The following is a 24,202-nucleotide window of genomic DNA, read 5'->3' on the forward strand; positions in this document are numbered from 1 at the left end:
AGCGTTCCGGCGCTAGCTTCGAGGTATGGCGAAGACCCAGCTGAACGTGCGCGTGGACGAGGGCACCGCCCGCGCGGCACGGGAACGTGCCCTGGCGCGCGGGATGAGCGTGAACCGCTACATCGAGGAACTGGTCCGGCAGGACACCGGTGAGGCGGGCCGCGCGTTCGTCGAGGCCGCCGCCGACTTCATGCAGCAGTACGAGAGCGTCTTCGCCGAGGAGTTCGGCAAGGAGCGCGGAGGCACGAGCGAAGGTCGTCGCTGAGCCGTTGAACGACCTGCGCATCGACCTCGCGTGGCTGCTCATGCTCGCCGAGCGGCAGACCCCGGGGGACCCCCAGGTCACCGACTGGGGCGCCCTCGTCGCCGCCGTCGCACGCCACGAGGCCGAGATCTTCGACGTCCCCGTCTACGACGGCCCGCACGCCCGCGCCGCGTCGCTGCTCCAGCTGCTGATCCGCGTCCCCGCGCTGGAGCGCTCCAACGCCCTGTTCGCCTCCGCCGTCGCGTACGCCTACCTCGTCGCCAGCGGTCTGAAGGTCGTCACCTCGCCGGAACAGGTGCGCGACCTGGCCCGGCTGGTCAACGACGGCGAGGCGACCGTGGACGACATCGCGGCCGAACTGCGCCGCTGGTGCGCGTGATCAGCTCCCGTCGGCCGCCGCGTCGCCCGGCGGCCGCCACGCGGTGCCCATGACGCAGTACGAGGTGGGCAGCGCCGGCCCCTTGTCCGGCATCAGCACCCGCCGGTAGGGGCCGAGCTCGAACCCCGCCTCCCGCAGCGCGCCGACCGGGTCGCGCGCCACGTGACAGCCCCCGGCCAGCGGCGGCCACACCGTCCGGTCCAGCGCCCGCTGGGTCAGGCGCATGACCCGGCCGCCGCCCCGGCCGTGCTCGAAGAACCGCACCTCGCCGCCCGGCCGCAGCACCCGCCTCAGCTCCGCGAGCGCCCGCGGCACGTCCCGGACGCTGCACAGCACCAGCGAGAGCACCGCCGCGTCGAACGCCTCGCTCTTGACCGGCAGCGCCTCCGCCGCGCCCGGTGCCACGTCCACCGGCACCCGGGCGCGCACGGCGGCCTCCACGGCCAGTGCCCGCAGCTCCCGCTCCGGTTCGATGGCGACGATCTCCGAGACGGTGCCCGGATAGTGCGCGAAGTTCAGACCGTTGCCCGCGCCGACCTCGATCACCCGGCCGGAGAGCCCGCCGAGCAGTCTGCGCCGCACCCCGGCCATCCCCGCGTGGGTCTCGGCGGCGACGCTGAGCCGGGCGTAGCACCGCGCGAACAGCGGATGGTGCACGGCGTCCCGCTCCACCCGCGTGGACCGGCCGGACCGTAGCTGCATGAGGACCTCCCCCGGAACAGGCCTACGCCGATTCTGCCCCGAACGGGCGATCCACACCCCCGTTCGCCGTCAGGGCGCCTCGCGCACCCGGAACGTCTCCGCGTCCCAGGTTCCCTCCAGCCGGGGCGCCAGCCAGTGCGGCGCCGAGGCCCGGAACCCGGCGGGGGGCAGCGCGCCCGCCCCGGCCGGCACGGCGCCCAGCAGCGGGGCGCCGGTCACGTCCGGCAGGTCCAGCAGGTTGCACCGCGAGGCCAGGTCGGGTTCGGAGGGCCAGCTGCCGATCACCACGCCCGCCAGGTCCAGCCCCCGGCCGCGCAGTTCACGGGCCGTCAGCTCCGTGACGTTCAGGGTGCCGAGCCCGGCCGACGCCACCACCAGGACCGGCGCGGCCAGCAGCGCCGCCGCGTCCGCCAGCGTCCCGCCCGCCGCGTCGAACCGCACGAGCAGCCCGCCCGCGCCCTCCACCAGGACCAGATCGTGCTCCGTGGCCAGCTTGGCGGCCCGCTCCGCGACCTCGTGCGGATGCACCGGCGCCCGGCCGGCCCGGCGGGCCGCCGTGGCCGGCGCCAGCGGATCCGGGTACCGGGCCAGTTCGGCCGTCGTCACCGCGCCGGCGAGCCGCGCGACCTCCTCGGCGTCCCCGGCCTCGTCCGGCCGCACGCCCGTCTGCGCCGCCTTCAGTACGGCCACCGACCGGCCCGCCGCCAGCGCCGTCGCGGCGAGGGCGGCCGTCACCACCGTCTTGCCGACCTCGGTGCCCGTGCCCGTGATCACCCATACCGGCATGTCATCCCTCCTTCGCCGCCGCGCACACCGCGCGGGCGATGCGCGCCACGTCCGCGTCGTCCGTGACGTACGGCGGCATGGTGTAGATCAGATCGCGGAACGGACGCAGCCACACGCCCTCCCGCACGGCGGCCTCCGTGGCCGCCCGCATGTCGACGGCGTGACCGAGCTGGACGACCCCGATGGCCCCGAGCACCCGCACGTCCCGCACACCGGGCAGCCCGGCCGCCGGCGCCAGCCCCTCCCGCAGGCCCGCCTCGATCCGCCCGACCTCCGCGCGCCAGTCCTGGCCGAGCAGCAGCTCGACGGAGGCGCAGGCCACGGCCGCCGCCAGCGGATTGCCCATGAACGTCGGACCGTGCGCCAGCACCGGCACCTCACCGCGCGAGATGCCTTCCGCCACCCGCGCGGTGCACAGCGTCGCCGCCATGGTCAGATAACCGCCGGTCAGCGCCTTGCCCACACACATCACATCCGGCGTCACCGCCGCGTGCCCCGCCGCGAACAACGCGCCCGTGCGCCCGAACCCGGTCGCGATCTCGTCGAACACCAGCAGCACGTCGTGCGCGTCGCACGCCTCGCGCAGCACCCGCAGGTACGCGGGGGAGTGGAACCGCATACCGCCCGCACCCTGCACCACCGGCTCCACGATCACCGCGGCCAGCTCGCCGGCGTGCCGCTCGACCGCCGACCGCAGGTGCTCCGCGTACGCCTCCTCGTACCCGGCCGGCGGCGCGTCCGCGAAGACCTGGCGCGGCAGCACCCCGGACCACAGTCCGTGCATCCCGCCCTCGGGGTCGCACACCGACATCGGCTGCCAGGTGTCGCCGTGGTAGCCGCCCCGCCAGGTCAGCAGCCGCCGCTTCTCCGGCCGGCCCAGCGAGCGCCAGTACTGCAGGCACATCTTGACCGCGACCTCGACCGACACCGACCCGGAGTCGGCGAGGAACACGTGCTCGAGACCGTCCGGCGACACGTCGACGAGGAGCTTCGCCAGCCGCACGGCGGGCTCGTGGGTGAGCCCGCCGAACATCACATGGCTCATCCGCTCCAGCTGTCCGCGCGCGGCCTCGTTGAGCACCGGGTGGTTGTAGCCGTGGATCGCCGACCACCAGGACGACATCCCGTCGACCAGCTCGCCCGAGCCGTCGGCGAGCCTCAGCCGCACCCCGCTCGCCGACTCCACGACGAGCGGTTCCCGACGGCCCGGCATGGGCCCGTACGGGTGCCAGACGTGCCGCCGGTCCAGCTCCAGCAGTTCGGCGACGGACCGCTCAGGCATTGGGCGCGAGGTCCGTACCGGCGCCCCGGCGGCGCACGGCGACCAGGTCCGTACGAGGCTCCTCGGGCGCACTCCCGCAGGAGCCCGCGGTCGCCGGACCGCACGCGCCGGCGCCCTCGTGCGAGCCGCAGCCGCCGCCCGCGCGGTGCTCGGGCAGCGTCACCTCGCCGGCGCCCTCCACCTCGAACCCGGCGTCCGCGATCATCTCCAGGTCCGCCTTGCCCGCCTGGCCCTCGCTGGTGAGGTAGTCGCCGAGGAAGACGGAGTTGGCCAGGTGCAGCGCGAGCGGCTGCATCGTGCGCAGGTGCACCTCACGGCCGCCGGCGATCCGCACCTCGACGTCCGGGCAGACGAACCGCACCATCGCCAGGATGCGCAGGCACCGCTGCGGGGTGAGGTTCCACTCCTTGGCGAGCGGCGTCCCCTCGAACGGGATCAGGAAGTTGACCGGCACCGAGTCCGGGTCCAGCTCGCGCAGCGAGAAGACCACGTCGACCAGGTCCTCGTCGGACTCGCCCATGCCGGCGATCAGCCCGGAGCAGGCCGAGAGACCGGCGGCGTGCGCCTTCTGCACCGTGTCCACCCGGTCGGCGTACGTGTGCGTGGTCGTGATGTCCCCGTACGTCGACTCGGACGTGTTGAGGTTGTGGTTGTAGGCGTCGGCGCCCGCCTCGCGCAGCCGCTCCGCCTGGCCGTCGGAGAGCAGGCCCAGGCAGGCGCACACCTCGACGCCCTCGTGCCGCTCCTTGATCGCCCTGATGGTGTCGGAGACCCGATCCACGTCACGGTCGGTCGGCCCCCGGCCGCTGGCCACCAGGCACACCCGCTTGGCGCCGCCCGCGAGACCGGCGGCGGCCGCCTGCGACGCCTGGTCCGGCTTGAGCCAGGTGTACTTCAGGATGTCGGCCTTGGAGCCGAGCCGCTGGGAACAGTACGAGCAGTCCTCCGGGCACAGGCCGGACTTGAGGTTGACGAGATAGTTGAGTTTCACCCGTCGGCCGAACCAGTGCCGCCGCACCTTCCCGGCCGCGGCCACCACATCGAGCAGGTCGTCGTCGGACGTCGCGAGGACGGCCAGAGCTTCCCCGCGGGTCGGCGTCTCGCGCCGAAGCCCCTTGTCCACCAGCGTGTTCAGCAGGTCCATGAGAGCCGATCCTGTCCTACCCGACCCGTCCGGGCCAAGGAGGGTTCGTACAACAGGGGCACTTCCGGGTGTGGGTATCGCCACACAGTGGTCCGTCCGGCCTCCCGCTAATGTCTGTGCACTGCCTACAAAATCCCCCGGAGGACCCATGGCGTTCGGCTGGATCGACGAGCAGGCGGAACTGCGCCGCCGGGCCGGACTCGCGCGCGCCCTGCGTCCCCGGGCCGCCGACACGCCGCTGCTCGATCTGGCGAGCAACGACTACCTGGGCCTGGCCCGGCATCCGGAGGTCGCCGAGGGCGCCGCACGGGCCGCGCGGACCTGGGGCGGCGGGGCGACGGGCTCCCGGCTCGTCACCGGCACCACCGAACTCCACACCGAGCTGGAACGCGAACTGGCCGGATTCTGCGGCTTCGAGGCGGCCCTGGTCTTCTCCTCCGGCTACGCCGCCAACCTCGCCGCCGTCACCGCGCTGGCCCCGCACGGCTCCAGGATCGTCTCCGACGCGGGCAACCACGCCTCGCTGATCGACGGCTGCCGGCTGGCCCGCGGCACGACACAGGTCGTGGCGCACTCCGATCCCGACGCCGTGCGCAAGGCGCTGGAGGGGCACGACGGGCCCGCGGTCGCGGTCTCCGACACGGTCTTCTCGGTGGACGGCGACGCCGCCCCGCTCACCGGGCTCGCCGAGGCGTGCCGGGAGCACGGCGCGGGTCTGGTGCTCGACGACGCGCACGGTCTCGGCGTGCTCGGCGACGGCGGGCGCGGGGCCCCGCACGCGGCGGGACTGGCGGGCGCCGACGACGTCGTCGTGACGGTGACGCTGTCCAAGTCGCTCGGCAGCCAGGGCGGGGCGGTGCTCGGCCCGGCCCGGGTGATCGGGCACCTGGTCAACGCGGCCCGGACGTTCATCTTCGACACGGGACTCGCCCCCGCCGCGGCGGGGGCGGCCCTGGCGGCCCTGCGGCTGCTGCGCCGCGAACCCGGGCGCGCGGCACGGGCGGGCGAGGTGGCGCGGGAACTGCACGCGCGGCTGACGGCCGCGGGTCTGGAAGCGGTGCGTCCGGACGCCGCGGTCGTCTCCGTGCGAGCCCCCTCCCCGGAGCAGGCCGTGCGATGGGCGGCCGACTGCCGGGCGGCCGGCCTGGCCGTGGGCTGCTTCCGTCCTCCTTCCGTGCCCGACGGCGTCTCACGGCTCAGGCTGACCGCCCGCGCGGACCTGCCCGGGGCGGAGATCGAACGCGCTGTACGGGTGATCGGCGAGACGCGGCCATGAGTCGGCGGGGCACGGCCGTGCGTCGCCCGATGACGGGCCGACCGGTCGGCCGTCAGCCGACCGCGGTCACGAACTCCGTCCAGCTGGCGGGTGAGAAGAGCAGCGCGGGCCCGTCCGGGGCCTTGGAGTCGCGCACGGCGAGCAGTCCGGCCAGGGGGCCGGCGGCCGGCCGGGCCGTCTCGACGCAGTTGTTCGCACCCGTGCTGTAGCTGCTGCGCAGCCACCTCACCTCGTGCAGTGCGCGGCTGGAAGGGATGGTCCGAGGCGGTGCGGGCATCGTGCCTCCTTACGCGCCGGCGGCTGTACCGGCGATGAAATCCAACGAGTCCTCGGGTGAAAGGGCGTGGATCGAGAGGGCGTCGAAGGCCTCCGAGTACACCCGGAGGTCTTCTTTCCGCTCCAGATGGAGGCTACTCGTCAAGTGGTCGAGAACAACCACGTCCAGATCAGAAGTGCGCGAAAATGAAAAGATTACGAAAGGACCGGTCACGCCGATATGCGCACCCGCGCTGAACGGCAGGACCTGCAAACGCACTTGGGGAAGACGGGCGGCCTCGACCAGCCGGTCCAGCTGACGGGCCATCACGCCGGGGCCGCCGACCTCCCGGCGCAGCACCGCCTCGTCCAGCACCGCGCTCAGCTCCAGCGGCGGCGTCGCCCGCAGCACGTCCTGCCGGGCCAGCCGCACCTCCACCAGCGCGTCCAGGCGCTCCTCCGACGCGCCCTCCAGGGCCGCCTGCGTCACCGCACGCGCGTACTCCGGCGTCTGCAGCAGCCCCGGGATCACCGTGGTCTCCAGGGTGCGCATCGCGCTCGCCTGCGACTCCAGGCTGATGAAGTCCCGGTAGGTCGGCGGCAGCACCCCGCGGTAGGCGTGCCACCAGTGGTGCCGTCCGTCCCCGTCGCCGGAGCCCGACAGCACCAGCAGCAGCTCCCGCAACTGAGGGTCGGCCACGCCGTAGACGTCGAGCAGTAACCGCACGTCGGGTGGTTTCACCCCGCTCGTGCCCGTCTCGATCCGGCTCACCTTCGACTGGTGCCAGCCCGCCAGCCGGGCCGCCTCACCGCTGGTGAGTCCCGCCGAGGTGCGCAGCGCGCGCAGTTCGGCGCCCAGTTTCCGGCGGCGCACCGCGGGACCGTGCTGCATGGGCTTCTCCTTACTCCTTCCGAGTCGCCCGGATACGGTCTCCCGTCGCAGAGTTCACCGCTTTGAGCGACAGATATATGCATATCTTGGTGGATCGCCGTCCTGCGCCGTGCGGTGATGGCAGTCTGGCGGCGAAGCACCAGTGCGGGACCGTACTCGAACCTTCCGCTCCGTGTCGGACCGCGGGCCCGTGGGAAAGGGACGACGTCGCCATGGCAGACCATCTGGAAGCATCCGTCACTCTGCCGAGCGATCCCGCCTCGGTCTCGGCCGCCCGCGCCCACGTGGTGGGCGTGCTGGAGGAATGGGGCATGCCGGCGGGCGCGGAACTGTGCGACACCGTCCGGCTGATCGTCTCCGAACTCGCCACCAACGCGGTGCAGCACACGTTCGGGCAGTCGCCCACGTTCACCGTGGACGTCGTCCTGGTCCGTGACGAGCGGGTGCACATCGGTGTCACGGACAGCCACCCCCGGTTCCCCAGGCGGCTGCCCGCGGCGGTCCAGCAGGACAACGGCCGCGGGCTGGTCATCATCCGCTGGCTGACCGCGGAGTGCGGCGGCAGGCTCAGGATCCGCCCCACGCGTGAGGGCGGCAAGACCGTGTCGGTCGAACTCCCGTGGACCGTCCGGGCCGCCGGAGCGGTCACGGCGGCCGGACAGCAGGAGCAGTAGTCGGGCGGCGGGCGGCGGTGCCCCGGGGCACCGCCGCCCCCGCGGTCACCTCACCCGGCCGTACCAGACACTGCGGGTCCAGATCTTCTGCAGGCGCACCACGTCCCCGGTCTTCGGGGCGTGCCAGATCTTGCCCTTACCCGCGTAGATGCCGACGTGGTAGACGTAACTGCCCGAATGGAAGAACACCAGGTCCCCCGCCCTGCGGCTCTGGGCGGAGATGTGGCGCGTCTTGTTGTACTGCTGGGCGGCGGTGCGCGGCAGCTTCTTGCCCGCCTTCTTGAACGAGTACAGCGTCAGGCCCGAGCAGTCGAACCGGTGCGGCCCGGTGGCGCCCCACTGGTAGGGCGAGCCCTTCTTGGAGGCGGCGATGTTCAGCGCCTTGGCGGCCGGGCTCGCGGCGGCCGCCTCCGAGGCGGCTCCGGGGACCACGAGGGAGCCGCCCACGGCGGCCAGGGTGAGGGCCGAGGCCGTGCCGGCCCGGGCCATGAGAGACGGGACACGATTGAGCGCAGTCATGCGCAACCCTTCGTCAGCCGCCTGTGAAGGATGACCTGTCGGATTCGGGCTGGCGAAGTGGCCCGGCCGCACATGTGCGGCTTCACCCCAAGGGCTGCTCGGAACTGACGTCCCGGCGGCCCGTCGTGCTTGGGTCCTCCACTCCTGCCGATCCACTCCTGTCGACCGGTCATCCGGGCGGCGGCAGGACTCGGCGTCCGCCCGGATCGCCCCGCCGCGGCGGCGGGGTCTTGTCGTCAGTCAGGGATCTTGGCTCATGACGCAATCGAAATCCCAACGGAACGTGGGATTTGTGTTGTTACTCACCACTCACCCGTTCGGGTGGACACCTCCTTGTTCGGGTCCTCGCCGAGAGCTCGGGGAGCCCCGGACCAGGGGTGAAAAGCACCGTTCCGGCTGTGCGGTACGCGCGTTGCGCAACCGAGAGGGCCCGAAAACAGCAGGTTCGTCTACGCCGGACGGGGGTACGCCGTTTGGTCCGTTTCAACCCCGGCCGCGGCGCACCACCGGCCGGGGACGCCGTCCGGACCCCGCGGGTCTCAACTGCCGGGGTCCGGCGGCAGTGTGACCCGGGCCGTGCGCCGTTCGCCGTCCAGCACCCGCAGGGCCCGGGCCAGCGTGCCGGAGTGCAGTTCGGTCTCGCCGCGCCGGTGCATCAGGGTCAGCGCGTCGCGCAGCGCGACGGCCGTGCCGACCAGTGCCTGGGCCGCGCGCAGTCCGCGATAGGTGTCACCGTCCAGGGCCGGGTTGATCCGGCCGAGCAGGTCGACGGCCTCGAGGTAACGGTCGATCAGTTCGGCCTCCGCGCGGGTCAGCGCGGGCAGCGGCGGCAGCTCCGGTGGCGGCATCCGCGGCTCACCTCGCGCCGGAGGCGGGGGACGCGCCCCGGCGGCTGGGCACGATCCGGTCCGCCAGGCCGTACTCCACCGCCGCCTGTGCGTCGAGGACCGTGTCCCGCTCGATGTCCGCCCGGACCCGCTCCGCGGTGCGGCCCGTGTGCCGGACCAGGATCTCCTCCATCCGCGAGCGGATCCGGGTCGGCTCCTCCGCGTGGATCGCCGGATCGCCGGTCCATCGCTCGGCCGGCCCAGGGAGGGAGGGCTGACGGAGCACCAGGCGGGAACCGGGCAGCAGGAGCCGCTTGCCCGGGGTGCCGGCGGCCGGCAGCAGCGCGGCGGCGCCCTCCGCCCGGCCCGGACAGACCGTCTCCACGTCGCAGGAGACGTGGCGCAGCGTGTCGTGGATCGCCGACGTGGCGTGGAAGGAGCCGCCGGGGGAGTTGACGCAGAGCGAGACGTCCCGGTCGGGGGAGTGGTGCTCCAGGTACAGGAGCTGCGCCGTCACGTCGTTCGCGGAGGTCTCGTCGATCCGTGTCCCGAGGATGACGATCCGCTCCTCGAGCAGCTTCGCGCAGGGGCCGGTCGTCCGGTTCCCGGACGCCGTGCGGTCGGTGGGCTCGGGCAGGACCTGGCGGGCGGACGGTCGGGTCATGAGAGTCCCTCCTGTCTGGTCGTCTCCGTAAAAAATGTACAGGACGTACATGACGTTATGATGGGTTCATGGCCTACGAGATTCCGGTCACCCAAGCCAGGGCTGAGCTCGCCGACCTCATCAACCGTGTGGTGTACGGCGGTGAGCGCGTCGTCGTGACCCGCCACGGAAAGCCCCTCGTCGCCCTCGTGTCCGCCGATGACCTGCGACGACTCGAAGAACTCGGGGAGGCCCGGGAACCCGCGGAGGAGCAGGTGATCAGCACGGTGGCCGGCGTCCGCGAGGCCGCGTCCGCTCCCCGCGAACGGCAGCGCTTCGGCATCGCGGCGGAGCACCGGGGGACGGCCACCCCGTAAGCCCCCGCCGACTGACCGCGCACCCCCGTCCGCCGCGGTGGGGACGCGCGGTCGTTCCGTGTGGCCGGAGGCCGGGCCGTCCGAGGTCGGCCGGCGGGGGCCGGCACCCGCTCGGCCGCGGGCTGCGCGTTCCCCGCGCACCTCCCCGGCACGCCGCCGAGGAGCACGGCGTCCGGGCCCGGGGCGGATCGGCGAGGGCTGCAACGAGGCCGGCCTGGTGGATACCGGCACCGGCACCGACGCCATGGCGCCGGCGTCGATCGCGCTCGCGCAGGGCTTCGCGGTCCGGACGGCCCTCTTCGGCGAAACCTCCGGACGGACCCGGGCCGACGGTCCGCGGGCGCTGACGACGGTGCGCCGGGCCGGACACGGCGACCGACGGCGAGGCAGCCCGGTTAACGTCCCCGAAACGCCGCCCGGCTAGCCTGCCGAGCCACGCCACCGGGGGTGGGCCCGCGTGGCCGGGGCGCCGGGCCCGCACGGTCCGGGACGAGGACTGTGAGGTGGGACGCCGTGCAACTGACCCCGCACGAGCAGGAGAGGCTGCTGATCCATGTCGCGGCCGACGTGGCGGACAAGCGCCGGGCCCGTGGGCTGAGGCTGAACCACCCCGAGGCGGTCGCCCTCATCACCTCGCACCTCCTCGAGGGCGCCCGGGACGGCCGTACCGTCGCCGAACTCATGGCGTCCGGACGCCGGCTGCTCACCCGGGACGACGTCATGGAGGGCGTCCCGGAGATGATCCACGACGTCCAGGTGGAGGCGACCTTCCCGGACGGCACCAAACTCGTCACCGTCCACGACCCGATCGTCTGACGGAGGAGGCCGCCGTGATCCCCGGAGAGATCCTGTTCGCCGACGACCCGATTGCCTACAACGTGGGCCGCGAGGTCACCCGGCTGACCGTCCTCAACGCCGCCGACCGGCCCGTCCAGATCGGCTCCCACTACCACTTCGCCGAGGCCAACCCGGGCCTGGAGTTCGACCGGGCGGCGGCGCGCGGAAAGCGGCTGAACGTCGCCGCGGGCACCGCCGTACGGTTCGAACCCGGCATCCCGGTCGAGGTGCTGCTCGTCCCGCTCGCCGGGGCGCGTGTGGTGCCCGGGCTGCGCGGGGAGACCGGAGGCGCCCTCGATGCCTGAGATCTCCCGCGCCGCCTACGCCGACCTGTTCGGCCCGACGACCGGCGACCGCATCCGGCTCGCCGACACCGACCTGCTGATCGAGATCGAGGAGGACCGCTCCGGCGGCCCCGGACGCGCGGGCGACGAGGCCGTGTTCGGCGGCGGAAAGGTCATCCGCGAGTCCATGGGCCAGTCCCGCGCCACCCGCGCGGACGGCACCCCGGACACGGTCGTCACCGGTGCGGTCGTCATCGACCACTGGGGCATCGTCAAGGCCGACATCGGCATCCGCGACGGCCGGATCACCGGCATCGGCAAGGCCGGCAACCCCGACACCATGGACGGCGTCCACCCGGACCTGGTCATCGGGCCCGAGACCGAGGTGATCGCGGGCAACGGGCGGATCCTGACCGCCGGCGCCGTGGACGCGCACGTCCACTTCATCTGCCCGCAGATCGCCGACGAGGCGCTGGCCTCCGGCGTCACCACCCTGGTCGGCGGCGGCACCGGACCCGCCGAGGGCTCCAAGGCGACCACCGTCACGCCCGGTCCCTGGCACCTGGCGCGGATGCTCGAGGCGATGGAGGCCCACCCCCTCAACATCGGTCTGCTCGGCAAGGGCAACACCGTCTCCCAGGAGGGGATGCTCTCGCAGATCAGGGGAGGCGCGGTCGGGCTGAAACTGCACGAGGACTGGGGATCCACCCCGGCCGTCATCGACGCCGCGCTGACCGCCGCCGAGCGGACCGGCGTTCAGGTCGCCATCCACACCGACACCCTCAACGAGGCCGGTTTCGTGGGCGACACGCTCGCCGCGATCGCCGGGCGCGGCATCCACGCGTACCACACCGAGGGCGCCGGCGGCGGGCACGCCCCGGACATCATGACCGTGGTCTCCGAACCGCACGTCCTGCCCAGCTCCACCAACCCGACCCGGCCGTTCACCGTCAACACCGTCGAGGAGCACCTCGACATGCTGATGGTGTGCCACCACCTGAACCCGGCGGTGCCGGAGGACCTCGCCTTCGCCGAGTCCCGGATCCGTCCGTCCACCATCGGCGCCGAGGACGTGCTGCACGACCTCGGCGCGATCTCGATCATCTCCTCCGACTCCCAGGCCATGGGACGGGTCGGAGAGGTGATCATGCGGACCTGGCAGACCGCCCACGTGATGAAGCGGCGGCGCGGCGCGCTCCCGGGGGACGGGCGCGCCGACAACCACCGGGTGCGTCGCTATGTCGCCAAGTACACGATCAATCCGGCGCTCGCCCAGGGCCTGGCCCGCGAGATCGGCTCCGTGGAGAGCGGCAAGCTGGCCGACCTCGTGCTGTGGGAACCGGCGTTCTTCGGTGTGAAGCCCCAACTCGTCATCAAGGGCGGACAGATCGCCTACGCCCAGATGGGCGACGCCAACGCCTCCATCCCGACCCCGCAGCCGGTCCTCCCGCGCCCGATGTACGGGGCGATCGGGCGGGCGGTCGCCGCGGGCTCGGTGAACTTCGTGGCGGAAGCGGCGGTCGAGGCCGGGCTGCCGGACCGGCTGGGGCTGGGCAAGCGGTTCGTGACCATCGACTCCACCCGTGGCGTGACCAAGGCGGACATGCGGGAGAACGACGCCCGGCCGGACGTACGGATCGACCCCGACAGCTTCGCCGTGCACATCGACGGGGAGCTGGTCGAGGCGGTCCCGGCCGCCGAACTGCCGCTGGCCCAGCGGTACTTCCTCTTCTGATGTCCAGGGGAGCGCTGCTCGTGCTGGCCGACGGCAGGTTTCCCGCCGGAGGGCACGCGCACTCCGGCGGGGCCGAGGCGGCGGTCCGGGCCGGGCGGGTCACGGGGGTGGCGAGCCTGGAGCGGTTCTGCCGGGGGCGGCTGCACACGACGGGGCTGGTGTCGGCGGCGCTCGCGGCGTCCGCCGCGCTCGGGGCGGATCCCGCGGCGCTGGACGCGGCGGCCGACGCGCGGACCCCGTCGCCCGCGCTGCGGCTGGCCGCGCGCAGGCTGGGGCGGCAGCTGACGCGGGCGGGACGCGCGGTGTGGCCTTCCGACGAGCTCGACGCCCTGGCGCGGCGGTTTCCCAAGGGGGCGCACCAGCCGGTGGTGCTGGGGGTCGTCGCGCGGGCGGCGGGACTGGGGGCGGTGGACGCGGCGTACTGCGCGGCGTACGAGTGCGTGAGCGGGCCGGCATCGGCGACGGTGCGGTTGCTGGCACTCGATCCGTTCGACGCGACGCGCGTGACGGCGCGGTTGGCGCCGGAGGTGGACGAGGTGGTGTCGAGGGCGGTGGCGGCGGCGCGGAAGGTCGTCGACGAGGGGGCCGACGCGCTGCCCGCGGCGTCCGCGCCGTTGCTGGAGGTCTTCGCCCAGGCGCACGCCGGGTGGGCCGTGCGGCTGTTCGCCACATGAGGGGTGGTCGCCCCGCCCCCTTCCCGTCCCGCCCCCGGGGGCTTCGCCCCCGGACCCCGTAGGCCCGAACGGCCCCGTCCCCGGACACCGGGCGGGCCGGAGATCGGAGGAACTCCATGCATCGTGACCACTCGCTCTCCCACGACGGGCCCGCGGCCGTCAGCGCCGACGTCCGACGGCCCGACGGGGCGCGGCGGGCCCTGCGCATCGGGCTCGGCGGGCCCGTCGGGTCCGGGAAGACCGCCACCGTCGCCGCCCTGTGCCGGGCACTGCGGGACGAGGTGTCGCTCGCCGTCGTCACCAACGACATCTACACCCGGGAGGACGCGGAGTTCCTGCTCCGTGAGGCCGTGCTGCCGCCCGAGCGGATCACCGCCGTGGAGACCGGGGCGTGCCCGCACACCGCGATCCGGGACGACATCTCCGCCAACCTCGAGGCGGTGGAGGACCTCGAGGACGAGGCCGGTCCACTGGACCTGATCCTCCTGGAGTCCGGCGGGGACAACCTCACCGCCACCTTCTCCAGAGGGCTCGTCGACGCGCAGATCTTCGTCATCGACGTGGCCGGCGGGGACGACATCCCGCGCAAGGGCGGCCCCGGGGTGACCACCGCCGACCTGCTGGTCGTCAACAAGACCGACCTCGCCCCGTACGTCGGCTCCGACCTCGCCCGGATGGCCGCCGACGCCAGGGCCCAGCGGGCCCACCTCCCCGTGGTGTTCCAGTCGTTGCGCGACGGGGACGGGGCGAAGGACGTCGCCGGCTGGGTGCGGGAGCGGCTCGCCGCGTGGACCGCGTGAACACCGCCGGCGTACGCGCCGTCGCCCGGGTCCGTGCCCGCCCCGACGGCCGGGGCGGGACCTGCCTGCCCGTGCTGGAGAGCGACGGGCCGCTGGCGCTCCGGCGGACGCGGGGGAGCGGCACCGAGGCGCACGTCATGCTGGTCGGCGCCATGAGCGGACCCCTCGGCGGGGACCACCTCACGGTGCTGGCGGACGTGGAGCCGGGGGCCGGGCTCCGCTTCAAAACGGCCGCCGCCACCCTCGCCCTGCCGGGCGGGCACCGGGACGGGGCGCGCTACGACGTACGGATCACCGTCGCCGAGGGCGGTGAACTCCACTGGCTTCCCGAGCAGTTGATCTCCATCAGCGGAAGCGAACTGTACGTCACCACCCGGGTCGACCTCGCTGCCGGGGCCCGGCTCGTGCTGCGTGAGGAGCAGGTCCTGGGGCGGGCCGGGGAGCGGCCCGGAAGGCTCACCTCCCGTCTGACCGTACGGATCGCGGGGCGTACCGTCCTCGACCAGGAGCTGGCCTGCGGTCCCGGAGCCCCCGGCGGCTGGGACGGCCCGGCCGTGCTCGGCGGGCACCGGGCCGTCGGTCAGCTCCTCGTGGCGAGGCCCGAGTTCGAGGAGAAGCCGGTCCGCGCGGGGGAGCCGGGCGAGGGCGCCGCGGTCCTGCCGCTCGCCGGGCCCGCCGTCCTGGTGAGCGCCGTGGCGCCCGACGCGCTGCGGCTGCGGCGCCTCCTCGACGGGGCACCCGCCTCCTTCGCGGCCGTGTCCGATTGACGGGACGCCTCCACCCGGTTATCGGATTGGCAAAGAAGGGGCCCGGACCCTGTCCCCGGCGGCCTCGCGGCGGAGAGGATCCCCCGTACCCATCGCAACGATGAACGGGGAGGCCCCACTTGAGGGACAGCAGACCGAAGAGGCGGGCGGCGGCGCTCGGTTCGGCCGGAGTGCTCGTCGCGGCGACGCTCATAGCCGGCGCCGTCGCGGCACCCGCGGCGAGCGCGACGGCGGACACCCACCACGGCAAGGACCGCGAGGCCAGGGGCGTGGCGATCGCCGCCGCCCGGGCCGCGAAGACCGGCGTCGACTGGCAGGACTGCCCCGCCGACTGGAACCTGGCCAAGCCGATCCAGTGCGGCTGGGTCTCGGTGCCGATGGACTACGCCGAGCCGTACGGCAAGCAGATCGAGCTCGCCGTCGACCGCATCGGCAGCACCGGCACCGGGAGCGAACGCCAGGGCGCGCTCCTGTACAACCCGGGCGGCCCCGGCGGTTCCGGTCTGCGCTTCCCGGCCCGGGTCACCGCCAAGAACCCGGTCTGGGCCAACACGGCCAAGGCCTACGACTTCGTGGGCTTCGACCCGCGCGGCGTCGGCAGGTCCGCGCCCATCTCCTGCGCCGACCCGCAGGAGTTCGTCAAGGCGCCCAAGATGGACCCGGTGCCCCGCTCCGAGGCCGACAAGCTCGCCCAGCGGAAGCTCGCCCGCGCGTACGCCGAGGGCTGCCACGAGCGCAGCGGCGAGATGCTGCCGCACATGACCACGCCGAACACCGCGCGCGACCTCGACGTCATCCGCGCCGCCCTCGGCGAGGAGAAGCTCAACTTCCTCGGCGTCTCCTACGGCACCTACCTGGGCGCCGTCTACGCCACCCTCTTCCCGGGCCACGTCCGCCGCATGGTCGTCGACAGCGTCGTCAACCCCTCCCGCGACAAGATCTGGTACCAGGCCAACCTGGACCAGGACGTCGCCTTCGAGGGCCGCTGGAAGGACTGGCAGGACTGGGTCGCGAAGAACGACGCCGCCTTCCACCTCGGCACCACCCGCGACGCCGTCCAGGCCCAGTGGCTGAAGCTGCGCGCCACCGCCGAGCAGGACCCGATCGGCGGAGTCGTCGGACCGGCCGAGCTGATCGGCTTCTTCCAGAGCGCCCCGTACTACGACTCCGCGTGGGTCCCGGTCGCGACCGTCTTCAGCCGGTACGTCGCCGGCGACACCCAGGCGCTCGTCGACGCGGCCGCCCCCGACCTCTCCGACACGGCCGGCAACGCGGCCTCGGAGAACGGCAACGCCGTCTACACGGCCGTGGAGTGCACCGACGCCAAGTGGCCCGCCGACTGGCGGACGTGGGACCGCGACAACACCCGGCTGCACCGGGACCACCCGTTCATGACCTGGGCCAACGCCTGGATGAACCTCCCCTGCGCCACCTGGCCGGTCAAGCAGCGAACGCCCGTGGACGTCAGGTCCGGCAAGGGGCTGCCGCCGGTGCTGATCGTCCAGTCCGAGCGCGACGCGGCCACCCCGTACGCGGGCGCCGTCGAACTGCACCAGCGGCTCAGGGGCTCCCGCCTCGTCACCGAGCGGAACGCCGGATCCCACGGGGTCACCGGCCTGGTCAACCCCTGCGTCAACGCCCGGGTGGACACCTACCTGCTCACCGGCGAGGTGGACCGGTCCGACGTGACCTGCGCCCCGCACGCCACGCCGAAGCCCTGAACCCGTGCCGTACGGCACGAGGGGCGGCCGGAACCCTCCGGCCGCCCCTCGCCCGTGTGCGCGGGAGGGTCAGCTCAGCGGCATGCGCGGGAAGCGGTGCTTGTCCTCCGCCCCGCGCGCGGCGTCCTCCGCCTTGGCGACGGCCGCGTACTGGTCGACGTACTCCTGCTCGGACAGGGTGAGGATGGAGTACATGATCTCGTCGGTGACGGCGCGCAGGACCGCCTTCTCGTTCTCCATCCCCGCGTAGCGCGAGAAGTCCAGCGGCGTGCCGAAACGGATCGCCACCGGGCGGATCCGGGGAATCCTCCTGCCGGGCGGCTGGGCCTCGAAGGTGCCGATCATCGCGCAGGGGATCACCGGGACGCCCGCCTTGAGGGCCATCACCGCGACGCCGACCTTGCCCTTGTAGAGGCGGCCGTCGTGCGAGCGCGTGCCCTCCGGGTAGATGCCGAGCAGTTCCCCCTTGCCGAGCACGCCGAGACCCTCCCGGATGGCGGCCTGCCCGGCCTCCTTGCCGGAGCGGTCGACGGGGATCTGCCCCGCGCTGTGGAAGAAGAACGCCGTCAGCCGGCCCTTGAGGCCGGGGCCGGTGAAGTACTCGGCCTTGGCGAGGAAGGTGATGCGCCGCTTGAGCACCGCTGGCATCAGGAAGTGGTCCGAGAACGACAGGTGGTTCCCCGCGATGATGGCGGCGCCGGACGACGGCACGTGTTCGAGGCCCTCTATGCGCGGCCGGAAGACCAGACGCAGCAGCGGGCCCAGCAGCACGTACTTGAGCAGGTAGTAGAACAAGGACACGCTCCTCGACTCCGGCGGACGGGCGGTGCCGCCGCATCCCGGCAGGCCATCCGGCACGTCGTGGGGTGCCAGTCTAGGTCGGGGCGCCGTGGCCCGGCATCACGTTCGACGCGACGGAGCGCACCGCGCGGGGGCGGTGAGCGCCCGTCAGGGGTGAGTCGCGGGGAGTAGGCTCGGACGCATGCGGATCTCCGTCTCCTCCGACATGGACGAACCCGTGGCCCGCGCCCTTCTCGCCGAGCTCCGCGAGCGCGGCCACCAGGTACGCGCGCACGGCGCCCTGAACCCCGGGGACGACCCGCGGTGGGCCGTCTGCTCCGAGGCCGCGGCCCGTGAGGTCGCCGTCGGCTCGGCCGACCAGGCGGTGGTGTGCTGCTGGACCGGCACCGGCGCCTCGATCGCCGCGAACAAGGTGCCCGGCGTCCGGGCCGCCCTGTGCACGGACGCCTACACGGCGGACGGCGCGCGCCGCTGGAACGACGCCAACGTGCTGGCGCTCAGCCTGCGGCTGACCTCCGTGCCGCTGCTGACGGAGATCCTCGACGCCTGGTTCGCCGGCGCGCCCAGCGACGACCCGGAGGACCGGCGCAACGTGGAACGCACGGCACGCCTCGACCGGGAGCGGACCGGCCCCTGACCCGGGACGGCCGTCGGGGCGGTCACAGCCGTACGACGACCAGCGCCGTGTCGTCGGTGGCGCCGCCCGGCGGCAGCAGTTCCAGCAGCACGGTGTCCGCGAGCGTCTCGGGATCCTGCGTCCGGTGACGGCGCAGGGCCTCGGCGAGCCGCAGCAGCCCCGTGTCGATGTCCTCCCGGCGCCGTTCGACCAGCCCGTCGGTGTAGAGCACCAGGGTCGCCCCCGGTGCGAACCCGGTCGTCGCCTCCGGCCGGGGCGCCGGGTCGGGCTGGGCGTCGAGCGGCGGGTCGGTCGCCCGGTCGAGGAACTCCACGCGTCCGTCGTGATGGAGCAGCACGGGCGGCGGATGACCGGCACTGCTGTAGGTGATGGTGTGCCGGTCGAAGTCGACGAAGGTCGTCACGGCGGTCGCGGACTCGGCGCCGTCCACCACATGGGCGTAGCGGCCCGCCACGTTCAGCGCCTGCGCCGGCCCGTCCGCCACCCGGGAGGCGGCGGTCAGCGCGCTGCGCAGCTGGCCCATCACCCCGGCCGCCGCCAGCCCGTGGCCGACCACGTCGCCCACGGACACGCCGATACGGTGCCCGCCCACCAGGTCGACCAGGTCGTACCAGTCCCCGCAGACGTTGAGCGCGCCCACCGCCGGCCGGTAGCGCACCGCTGCCCGGTGGTGGCCGACCTGCCGGCGGGCGGGCAGCATCGCCTCCTGCAGCGCCAGGGCCACCTCGCGCTCCCGGGCGTGCGCCCGGCGCAGCCGGTTGTTGAGGTCCTGCAGTTCACGGGCGCGCTCGTACAGTTCGGCCTCCAGCACCCGCCCCCGGCCGTCACCCGCGCCGCCCCGGAGCCGGATCAGCTCGGTGACCTCCTCGACCCGGTGCACGATCAGCACGATCCGTCCGTCGGGGCCGAGCACCGGGGTGTTCACCGGGCTCCAGTAGCGCTCCTCCCAGTGCCCGGAGCGCTCCGGGCTCTCCACGTCGTAGCGCTGCACGGCCATGGTGTCGCGCTCACCCGTGGACAGGACCCGCAGCAGCGAGGCGCGCAGCTGGTGCGCGCCCGTGGCCACCGGGTCGTTCGGGCTCTCCGGGAACACGTCGAACAGGAAGCGGCCCACCACGGTCTCGCGGGAACGCCCGGTCCCCCGGGTGAACGCCTCGTTGACGTCCGCGTACACCAGATCAGGGGTCAGCAGCGCCACCATGCCGGGCAGGGCCTGGTAGACCGCCGCGTAGTCGATCGACGCCTCCGCCATGGGCCATCGCCTCACTCCGGCGGCGCGGTCAGCGACTGCTCCGCCCAGATGATCTTCCCGCCGGGAACGAACCGGCTGCCCCACCGCTGGGCCAACTGGGAGACCAGCAGCAGCCCGCGCCCGCCCTCGTCCATCGCGCGGGGGTGCCGCAGATGGGGTGCGGTGGCGCCGCTGTCGAACACCTCGCACACCAGCGCCCGCTCACGGATCAGCCGCAGCCGCACGGGGCCGCCGGCGTGCCGTATGGCGTTGGTGACCAGTTCACTGACGACCAGCTCCGTGGTGAAGACCAGGTCGTCCAGCCCCCAGCGGGCCAGCTGCCGGGTGGCGGACCTGCGGGCCTCGGCCACGACCGCCGGATCCGCCGGCAGGTCCCAGACCGCGATCTGTCCGGGGGCGAGACGTCTGGTGCGGGCCATCAGCAGGGCCACGTCGTCGTAGGGCCGGGCCGGGACCAGCATGTCGACCACCGTGCGGCAGCTCGGCTCGAGCGCGGTCGTGGCGCCCTGCAGCGCCTGCCGCAGCCGTTCGCGGTCCGTGGGGTCGGGCGAGGGCTTCCCGCCGGCCAGCAGACCGTCCGTGTGCAGGGCGAGCGTGCTGCCCTCGGCCAGGGACAGCTCCACCGCCTCGAACGGCGGGCCGCCCACACCGAGCGCCGGTCCCTGCGGGAGGTCGACGAAGGTGACCGTGCCGTCGGGTGCCACCACGGCGGGCGCGGGATGGTGGGCGGCCGCCATCGTGCACCGCCCGTCCACCGGGTCGTAGACGGCGTACAGGCAGCCGGACCCGACGGACCGGCCGGGGGAGTCCCCGGACTCCCCGTCGCCCTCGTCCCGCGCCAGCCGGGACGCCAGGTCGTCCAGATGGGCGAGCACCTCCTCGGGCGGCAGGTCGATCGCGGCCAGCGTCCGTACGGCGGTGCGCAGCCGCCCCATGGCCGCGGCGGCGTCGATGCCGTGCCCCGGCACCTCGCCGACGACCAGGGCGACGCGGGCGCCGGACAGCGGGATCAGGTCGTACCAGTCGCCGCCCAGGCCGGTCAGCTCGTCGGCCGGGCGGTAGCAGGCGGACACCTCCACGGCGTCCTGCTCGGGCAGCCTGCGGGGGAGCAGGCTGCGCTGGAGGACCAGCGCGGCGTCCCGCTCGCGCGTGTAGCGCCGGGCGTTGTCCACACTGACGGCCGCGCGGGAGACGAGGTCCTCGGCCAGAGCGAGGTCGTCCGCGCCGAAGGGTTCCGGGCGGCGGCGACGGAAGAACGTGGTGACGCCCAGGGTGACGCCCCGGGCCCGGATCGGGACCACCATCACGCTCTGCAGACCCAGCTCCAGGAAGGTGTGCTCCCGGTCGCCCGGCGTCCCCACGGCCCACTCGGGGGCGAGCGGGTCGAGCTGTTCCTGGAGCCAGGACCGGCCCGTGGTCAGACAGCGCACCGGGGGCGAACCCGCCAGGTACGACACGACCGCCCCGCTCTCCACGGCCGTCCGCGGCAGGTCGTCGTACAGCGACCTGTGCCCCGCGCGGCGCAGCGGCACCCGGTCGGAATCGGTGAGCGGTCCGGGGGGCAGTTCGGCGCCGCGCAGCACCGTCTCCAGCAGGTCCACGATGACGAAGTCCGCGAGGTCCGGCACGGCGATGTCCGCCAGTTCCTGCGCGGTGCGCAGGATGTCCAGGGTGCGGCCGATGTGCTCGCCGGCCCGGTCGAGCAGGGCGAGGCGCTGACGGGCCCGGTGCCGCTCGGTGACGTCCACGACGGTGTAGTACACGCCCATCGGCCGACCGCGGTCGTCGTCGAGGCGGGTGAACGACAGCATGTGCGCGGTCTCGCGCAGCGGTGCCGAGCGGACCCGGCCGACGTGCTGGTAGTCGATCACCTGTTCGCCGGTTTCCAGTACGTGCCGCATCTGCGCCTCGACCGCCTCGGCGTCCATACCCGGCTGGACGTCCGCGAACCGCAGCCCCAGGCGCTGCCCGGCCGGCCCGCCGCCGAACTGTTCGAGCGCGGCGTTGGACCACACGAAACGCAGCTCCGTGTCCACGATCGCGATGCCGATCGGCGTACCGGCGACCATCTGCTCCAGCACGGCGCGGCTCATGTCCCAGCCGGCCGAGCCGGCCAGCTCCGAGAGCAGGACCAGCAGCGACGAACGGCCCCGCGGCTCCACCGTCGGCGTGATCCGCACCATCACCGCGACCGGCCGCCCGTCCCGGTGCCGGGCCGTCAGCAGGCCCGCCCAGTCCCCGTCCGAGCGGCACCGCTCGACCAGGTCCGGCACCCGCTCGGCGTCCTCGGGGACCAGCAGCTCGGCGAACTTGCGGCCCACGGCCTCGGAGGCGCGGTACCCCAGCAGCCGCTCGGCCCCGCCGGTCCAGCTCGACACCATGCCGTGCGGATCGAGCAGCAGGGGAACGGCGTCGGCCACATCGAACCCCTGCCGGGCAACGTCCTGCTCCTTGTGTCCGCCCACGGCCGACCTCTCTGTCGCTGAGAGTGGTCTACCCCCTCTTGTCCCCATCTTCACCCTTGGAGAGGCATGAGGGCTTTCCGGGATGTTTCGTCCGTTTCCGTTCCCCGCCGGACCCGGCGGGGAACGGAAACGGACGGCAGCGGCTCAGACCTGCCGGGCCAGAACCTTCTCCAGGGTGTGCAGGGCGCCCTGGAGTTCCTCCGCGGTGACGGTCAGCGGCGGGGCCAGGCGGATGGTGGAGCCGTGGGTGTCCTTGGCCAGGACGCCCTCCCGCATCAGGCGCTCGCCGATCTCGCGGCCGGTGCCGAGCGCCGGGTCGACGTCCACGCCCGCCCACAGACCGCGGGAGCGGAAACCGACCACGCCCTTGCCGACGAGCGACTCCAGGCCCTCGCGCAGGATCCCGCCCAGGTCCGCGGCCCGGCGCTGGAACTCGCCCGTCTCCAGCAGCTCCACCACGGCCGTGCCGACCGCCGCGGCCAGCGGATTGCCGCCGAAGGTCGATCCGTGCTCACCCGGATGGAGTACCTGAAGCACCTCCCGCCGGGCCACCACCGCCGACACCGGGACGATGCCGCCGCCCAGCGCCTTGCCGAGCAGGACCACGTCCGGGACGACCGACTCGTGCTCCACGGCGAGCGTGCGGCCCGTACGGCCCAGACCCGACTGGATCTCGTCCGCGACGAACAGGCACCCCGCGCGGCGGGTCAGCTCCCGCACCCCGGCGAGGTAGCCGTCGTCCGGGACGATCACACCCGCCTCGCCCTGGACCGGCTCGAGCAGCACCGCCGCCGTCGTCTCGTCGACCGCCGCCTCCAGCGCCGCCAGGTCGTTGTACGGCACCACCCTGAAGCCCGGGGTGAACGGCCCGAACCCGGCCCGCGCGACCTCGTCCGTCGAGAAACTCACGATCGTCGTCGTACGGCCGTGGAAGTTGTCGGCCGCCACCACGATCGTCGCCCGGCCGTCCGGGACGCCCTTCACGTCGTAGGCCCACTTGCGGGCCACCTTGATCCCGCTCTCCACCGCCTCCGCGCCGGTGTTCATGGGCAGCACCATGTCCAGCCCGGTCAGCGCGGCCAGCCGCTCCGCGAACTCGGCGAGCCGGTCGTTGTGGAACGCGCGCGAGGTCAGCGTGAGCCGGTCCAGCTGGCGGTGCGCCGCCTCGATCAGCGCCGGATGCCGGTGGCCGAAGTTGAGCGCCGAGTAGCCGGCCAGCATGTCGAGGTACCGCCGGCCCTCCACGTCCTCCACCCACGCGCCCTCCGCGCGGGCGACGACCACGGGCAGCGGGTGGTAGTTGTGCGCGAGGACCGGTTCCTCCGCGCCGATCAGCTCGGCGGACGTACGCGCGGGGACGACAGAGGTCATGAGCGGATCTCCTGTGTGCAGCACTTGATGCCCCCGCCCGCCTTGTGGAACTCGGACAGGTCGACGGGGACGGGGACGTAGCCGCGGTCGGCGAGCCGGGCGGCGAGGGCCGTGGCCCCCGGGGAGACGAACACATGGCGTCCGTCGGAGACGGAGTTCAGCCCGAACGCCGTCGCGTCCTCACGGGTCGCGAGCACCGCGTCCGGGTACAGCCGGGCGAGCACCTCGCGACTGCCCGGCGAGAACGCCTCCGGGTAGTAGGCGACGTTCTCCTCGTCCAGCACGAACAACGCCGTGTCCAGGTGGTAGAAGTACGGGTCCACCAGCGTCAGGCCGATCACCGGCACCCCGAAGAACTCCTGCACCTCGCGGTGCGCCTCCCGGGTGGTGCGGAACCCGGTGCCGGCGAGGATCCAGCGCCCGGCGGGCACCAGGTCGCCCTCGCCCTCGCACACCGACCCGGGAAGGCGCACCTCGTACCCCTCGGCCTTGAACCAGGCCTCGTACGGCACGGACTCCGGGCGCCGCTCGGGCGCCAGGAAAAGGGAGCCGAAGACGCGGCCCTCCACGACGACCGCCGCGTTCGCGGCGAACACCATGTCGGGCAGTCCGGGCTCCGGCTTCACGGTCTCCACGGTATGGCCGTGGGCGCGGTAGGCGTCGACCAGCGTCCGCCACTGGCGCCGGGCCAGGGAGACGTCGACGGGACGGTCGGGGTGCATCCAGGGGTTGATCGCGTACCGCACGGCGAAGTGTCTGGGTTCGCAGACGAGGTAGCGCCGCCGGGACGCCACACGGAAGTCGGGCACAGAGGGGTTCCTCCGCTTCCACGCGGTC

General features: G+C 73.6%; 28 protein-coding genes and 1 riboswitch. Of the genes, 14 read left to right on the plus strand and 14 right to left on the minus strand.

Annotated features, from left to right (window positions below):
* Positions 1-25 precede the first annotated feature (25 nt).
* Together ACFY3N_RS29740 and ACFY3N_RS29745 are read left to right on the plus strand one after the other, a co-directional pair.
* A complete protein-coding gene (locus ACFY3N_RS29740) occupies positions 26-265 on the plus strand; it encodes a toxin-antitoxin system HicB family antitoxin (protein ID WP_390819868.1) in 240 nt (79 codons plus the stop codon).
* Positions 266-269: 4 nt separating this feature from the next.
* Complete coding sequence (locus ACFY3N_RS29745) at positions 270-644, plus strand: fic family toxin-antitoxin system, toxin component (protein WP_390819869.1); 375 nt, start codon at positions 270-272, stop codon at positions 642-644.
* Here the strand turns inward: ACFY3N_RS29745 and ACFY3N_RS29750 are convergent, their stop codons facing one another.
* From ACFY3N_RS29750 to bioB, 4 genes are all read right to left on the minus strand, one after another.
* Positions 645-1,346, minus strand: a complete 702-nt coding sequence (locus ACFY3N_RS29750) for a class I SAM-dependent methyltransferase (RefSeq protein WP_390819870.1) — start codon at positions 1,344-1,346, stop codon at positions 645-647.
* 69 nt (positions 1,347-1,415) lie between these two features.
* Entirely contained in the window at positions 1,416-2,132 is a 717-nt protein-coding gene (bioD, locus tag ACFY3N_RS29755; RefSeq protein WP_390819871.1) for a dethiobiotin synthase, read from the minus strand.
* 1 nt (position 2,133) lies between these two features.
* Positions 2,134-3,414 carry an adenosylmethionine--8-amino-7-oxononanoate transaminase gene (locus ACFY3N_RS29760; RefSeq protein ID WP_390819872.1) on the minus strand — a complete coding sequence of 427 codons (1,281 nt, stop codon included), beginning with the start codon at positions 3,412-3,414 and terminating at the stop codon, positions 2,134-2,136.
* Entirely contained in the window at positions 3,407-4,558 is a 1,152-nt protein-coding gene (gene bioB / locus ACFY3N_RS29765; RefSeq protein ID WP_390819873.1) for a biotin synthase BioB, read from the minus strand. The genes ACFY3N_RS29760 and bioB overlap by 8 nt, the downstream gene beginning before the upstream one ends.
* A gap of 148 nt (positions 4,559-4,706) precedes the next feature.
* On the opposite strand from bioB, the gene ACFY3N_RS29770 reads away from it, so the two are divergent.
* A complete protein-coding gene (locus tag ACFY3N_RS29770) occupies positions 4,707-5,834 on the plus strand; it encodes an 8-amino-7-oxononanoate synthase (RefSeq protein WP_390819874.1) in 1,128 nt (375 codons plus the stop codon).
* Positions 5,835-5,886: 52 nt separating this feature from the next.
* Here ACFY3N_RS29770 and ACFY3N_RS29775 read toward each other — a convergent pair whose 3' ends face one another.
* Positions 5,887-6,111 (minus strand): DUF397 domain-containing protein, encoded by a 225-nt coding sequence (locus ACFY3N_RS29775; RefSeq protein ID WP_390819875.1) that lies wholly within the window; start codon positions 6,109-6,111, stop codon positions 5,887-5,889.
* A gap of 9 nt (positions 6,112-6,120) precedes the next feature.
* Complete coding sequence (locus ACFY3N_RS29780; RefSeq protein ID WP_390819876.1) at positions 6,121-6,981, minus strand: helix-turn-helix domain-containing protein; 861 nt, start codon at positions 6,979-6,981, stop codon at positions 6,121-6,123.
* 212 nt (positions 6,982-7,193) lie between these two features.
* Here ACFY3N_RS29780 and ACFY3N_RS29785 point away from each other — a divergent pair, with 212 nt between their 5' ends.
* A complete protein-coding gene (locus ACFY3N_RS29785; RefSeq protein WP_390819877.1) occupies positions 7,194-7,655 on the plus strand; it encodes an ATP-binding protein in 462 nt (153 codons plus the stop codon).
* A 45-nt stretch (positions 7,656-7,700) separates the two neighbouring features.
* On the opposite strand, the gene ACFY3N_RS29790 is transcribed toward ACFY3N_RS29785, so the two are convergent.
* The 3 genes from ACFY3N_RS29790 to ACFY3N_RS29800 form a co-directional block, all read right to left on the minus strand.
* Complete coding sequence (locus ACFY3N_RS29790) at positions 7,701-8,174, minus strand: C40 family peptidase (protein WP_390819878.1); 474 nt, start codon at positions 8,172-8,174, stop codon at positions 7,701-7,703.
* Between the two features lie 3 nt (positions 8,175-8,177).
* Positions 8,178-8,380: riboswitch (cyclic di-AMP (ydaO/yuaA leader) on the minus strand.
* A gap of 333 nt (positions 8,381-8,713) precedes the next feature.
* Complete coding sequence (locus tag ACFY3N_RS29795) at positions 8,714-9,022, minus strand: hypothetical protein (protein WP_390819879.1); 309 nt, start codon at positions 9,020-9,022, stop codon at positions 8,714-8,716.
* Positions 9,023-9,029: 7 nt separating this feature from the next.
* Positions 9,030-9,665, minus strand: coding sequence for an ATP-dependent Clp protease proteolytic subunit (locus tag ACFY3N_RS29800; RefSeq protein WP_390819880.1), 636 nt, complete (start codon positions 9,663-9,665; stop codon positions 9,030-9,032).
* A 68-nt stretch (positions 9,666-9,733) separates the two neighbouring features.
* On the opposite strand from ACFY3N_RS29800, the gene ACFY3N_RS29805 reads away from it, so the two are divergent.
* The 9 genes from ACFY3N_RS29805 to ACFY3N_RS29845 all read left to right on the plus strand — a co-directional run bounded on the left by ACFY3N_RS29805 (position 9,734) and on the right by ACFY3N_RS29845 (position 16,839).
* Positions 9,734-10,021 (plus strand): type II toxin-antitoxin system Phd/YefM family antitoxin, encoded by a 288-nt coding sequence (locus ACFY3N_RS29805; protein ID WP_390819881.1) that lies wholly within the window; start codon positions 9,734-9,736, stop codon positions 10,019-10,021.
* Between the two features lie 217 nt (positions 10,022-10,238).
* On the plus strand, positions 10,239-10,445 hold the full coding sequence (locus ACFY3N_RS29810; RefSeq protein ID WP_390819882.1) for a hypothetical protein: 207 nt from the start codon (positions 10,239-10,241) through the stop codon (positions 10,443-10,445).
* An 89-nt stretch (positions 10,446-10,534) separates the two neighbouring features.
* A complete protein-coding gene (locus tag ACFY3N_RS29815) occupies positions 10,535-10,837 on the plus strand; it encodes an urease subunit gamma (protein ID WP_390819883.1) in 303 nt (100 codons plus the stop codon).
* A 14-nt stretch (positions 10,838-10,851) separates the two neighbouring features.
* On the plus strand, positions 10,852-11,163 hold the full coding sequence (locus tag ACFY3N_RS29820; RefSeq protein WP_390819884.1) for an urease subunit beta: 312 nt from the start codon (positions 10,852-10,854) through the stop codon (positions 11,161-11,163).
* Positions 11,156-12,877 (plus strand): urease subunit alpha, encoded by a 1,722-nt coding sequence (locus ACFY3N_RS29825; RefSeq protein WP_390819885.1) that lies wholly within the window; start codon positions 11,156-11,158, stop codon positions 12,875-12,877. The genes ACFY3N_RS29820 and ACFY3N_RS29825 overlap by 8 nt, the downstream gene beginning before the upstream one ends.
* Entirely contained in the window at positions 12,877-13,551 is a 675-nt protein-coding gene (locus ACFY3N_RS29830; protein ID WP_390819886.1) for an urease accessory protein UreF, read from the plus strand. The genes ACFY3N_RS29825 and ACFY3N_RS29830 overlap by 1 nt, the downstream gene beginning before the upstream one ends.
* A 116-nt stretch (positions 13,552-13,667) precedes the next feature.
* Positions 13,668-14,351 carry an urease accessory protein UreG gene (gene ureG / locus ACFY3N_RS29835; protein WP_390819887.1) on the plus strand — a complete coding sequence of 228 codons (684 nt, stop codon included), beginning with the start codon at positions 13,668-13,670 and terminating at the stop codon, positions 14,349-14,351.
* A complete protein-coding gene (locus tag ACFY3N_RS29840) occupies positions 14,339-15,118 on the plus strand; it encodes an urease accessory protein UreD (RefSeq protein WP_390819888.1) in 780 nt (259 codons plus the stop codon). Before ureG ends, ACFY3N_RS29840 begins: the two co-directional genes overlap by 13 nt.
* Positions 15,119-15,237: 119 nt before the next feature.
* Positions 15,238-16,839, plus strand: coding sequence for an alpha/beta hydrolase (locus ACFY3N_RS29845; RefSeq protein ID WP_390819889.1), 1,602 nt, complete (start codon positions 15,238-15,240; stop codon positions 16,837-16,839).
* A 69-nt stretch (positions 16,840-16,908) separates the two neighbouring features.
* On the opposite strand, the gene ACFY3N_RS29850 is transcribed toward ACFY3N_RS29845, so the two are convergent.
* The gene (locus tag ACFY3N_RS29850; protein ID WP_390819890.1) at positions 16,909-17,634 is read right to left on the minus strand and encodes a lysophospholipid acyltransferase family protein; all 726 of its coding nucleotides are present in this window, start codon (positions 17,632-17,634) and stop codon (positions 16,909-16,911) included.
* A 187-nt stretch (positions 17,635-17,821) separates the two neighbouring features.
* Between ACFY3N_RS29850 and ACFY3N_RS29855 the strand changes: the two genes are divergently transcribed.
* Positions 17,822-18,277, plus strand: coding sequence for an RpiB/LacA/LacB family sugar-phosphate isomerase (locus tag ACFY3N_RS29855; RefSeq protein ID WP_390819891.1), 456 nt, complete (start codon positions 17,822-17,824; stop codon positions 18,275-18,277).
* Positions 18,278-18,299: 22 nt separating this feature from the next.
* On the opposite strand, the gene ACFY3N_RS29860 is transcribed toward ACFY3N_RS29855, so the two are convergent.
* The 4 genes from ACFY3N_RS29860 to ddaH all read right to left on the minus strand — a co-directional run bounded on the left by ACFY3N_RS29860 (position 18,300) and on the right by ddaH (position 24,174).
* Positions 18,300-19,529 (minus strand): PP2C family protein-serine/threonine phosphatase, encoded by a 1,230-nt coding sequence (locus tag ACFY3N_RS29860; RefSeq protein WP_390819892.1) that lies wholly within the window; start codon positions 19,527-19,529, stop codon positions 18,300-18,302.
* Between the two features lie 11 nt (positions 19,530-19,540).
* Entirely contained in the window at positions 19,541-21,994 is a 2,454-nt protein-coding gene (locus ACFY3N_RS29865; protein ID WP_390819893.1) for a SpoIIE family protein phosphatase, read from the minus strand.
* Positions 21,995-22,138: 144 nt separating this feature from the next.
* Positions 22,139-23,365 carry an ornithine--oxo-acid transaminase gene (gene rocD, locus ACFY3N_RS29870; RefSeq protein WP_390819894.1) on the minus strand — a complete coding sequence of 409 codons (1,227 nt, stop codon included), beginning with the start codon at positions 23,363-23,365 and terminating at the stop codon, positions 22,139-22,141.
* Positions 23,362-24,174: a dimethylargininase gene (gene ddaH, locus ACFY3N_RS29875; RefSeq protein ID WP_390819895.1), complete on the minus strand. Its 813-nt coding sequence runs from the start codon at positions 24,172-24,174 to the stop codon at positions 23,362-23,364. Before ddaH ends, rocD begins: the two co-directional genes overlap by 4 nt.
* Positions 24,175-24,202 lie beyond the last annotated feature (28 nt).

It is taken from the genome of Streptomyces sp. NPDC000348, from assembly GCF_042898795.1.
GTDB lineage: Bacteria > Actinomycetota > Actinomycetes > Streptomycetales > Streptomycetaceae > Streptomyces.

Coding starts and splice junctions, on each gene's coding strand:
- ACFY3N_RS29780 (WP_390819876.1), bottom strand. CDS start 6,981: ATGCAGCACGGTCCCGCGGTGCGCCGCCGGAAACTGGGCGCCGAACTG.
- bioB (WP_390819873.1), bottom strand. CDS start 4,558: ATGGACCTGCTGAACACGCTGGTGGACAAGGGGCTTCGGCGCGAGACG.
- rocD (WP_390819894.1), bottom strand. CDS start 23,365: ATGACCTCTGTCGTCCCCGCGCGTACGTCCGCCGAGCTGATCGGCGCG.
- ACFY3N_RS29785 (WP_390819877.1), top strand. CDS start 7,194: ATGGCAGACCATCTGGAAGCATCCGTCACTCTGCCGAGCGATCCCGCC.
- ACFY3N_RS29800 (WP_390819880.1), bottom strand. CDS start 9,665: ATGACCCGACCGTCCGCCCGCCAGGTCCTGCCCGAGCCCACCGACCGC.
- ACFY3N_RS29770 (WP_390819874.1), top strand. CDS start 4,707: ATGGCGTTCGGCTGGATCGACGAGCAGGCGGAACTGCGCCGCCGGGCC.
- ACFY3N_RS29790 (WP_390819878.1), bottom strand. CDS start 8,174: ATGACTGCGCTCAATCGTGTCCCGTCTCTCATGGCCCGGGCCGGCACG.
- ACFY3N_RS29760 (WP_390819872.1), bottom strand. CDS start 3,414: ATGCCTGAGCGGTCCGTCGCCGAACTGCTGGAGCTGGACCGGCGGCAC.
- bioD (WP_390819871.1), bottom strand. CDS start 2,132: ATGCCGGTATGGGTGATCACGGGCACGGGCACCGAGGTCGGCAAGACG.
- ACFY3N_RS29805 (WP_390819881.1), top strand. CDS start 9,734: ATGGCCTACGAGATTCCGGTCACCCAAGCCAGGGCTGAGCTCGCCGAC.
- ACFY3N_RS29860 (WP_390819892.1), bottom strand. CDS start 19,529: ATGGCGGAGGCGTCGATCGACTACGCGGCGGTCTACCAGGCCCTGCCC.
- ureG (WP_390819887.1), top strand. CDS start 13,668: ATGCATCGTGACCACTCGCTCTCCCACGACGGGCCCGCGGCCGTCAGC.
- ACFY3N_RS29855 (WP_390819891.1), top strand. CDS start 17,822: ATGCGGATCTCCGTCTCCTCCGACATGGACGAACCCGTGGCCCGCGCC.
- ACFY3N_RS29740 (WP_390819868.1), top strand. CDS start 26: ATGGCGAAGACCCAGCTGAACGTGCGCGTGGACGAGGGCACCGCCCGC.
- ACFY3N_RS29775 (WP_390819875.1), bottom strand. CDS start 6,111: ATGCCCGCACCGCCTCGGACCATCCCTTCCAGCCGCGCACTGCACGAG.
- ACFY3N_RS29795 (WP_390819879.1), bottom strand. CDS start 9,022: ATGCCGCCACCGGAGCTGCCGCCGCTGCCCGCGCTGACCCGCGCGGAG.
- ACFY3N_RS29825 (WP_390819885.1), top strand. CDS start 11,156: ATGCCTGAGATCTCCCGCGCCGCCTACGCCGACCTGTTCGGCCCGACG.
- ACFY3N_RS29750 (WP_390819870.1), bottom strand. CDS start 1,346: ATGCAGCTACGGTCCGGCCGGTCCACGCGGGTGGAGCGGGACGCCGTG.
- ACFY3N_RS29830 (WP_390819886.1), top strand. CDS start 12,877: ATGTCCAGGGGAGCGCTGCTCGTGCTGGCCGACGGCAGGTTTCCCGCC.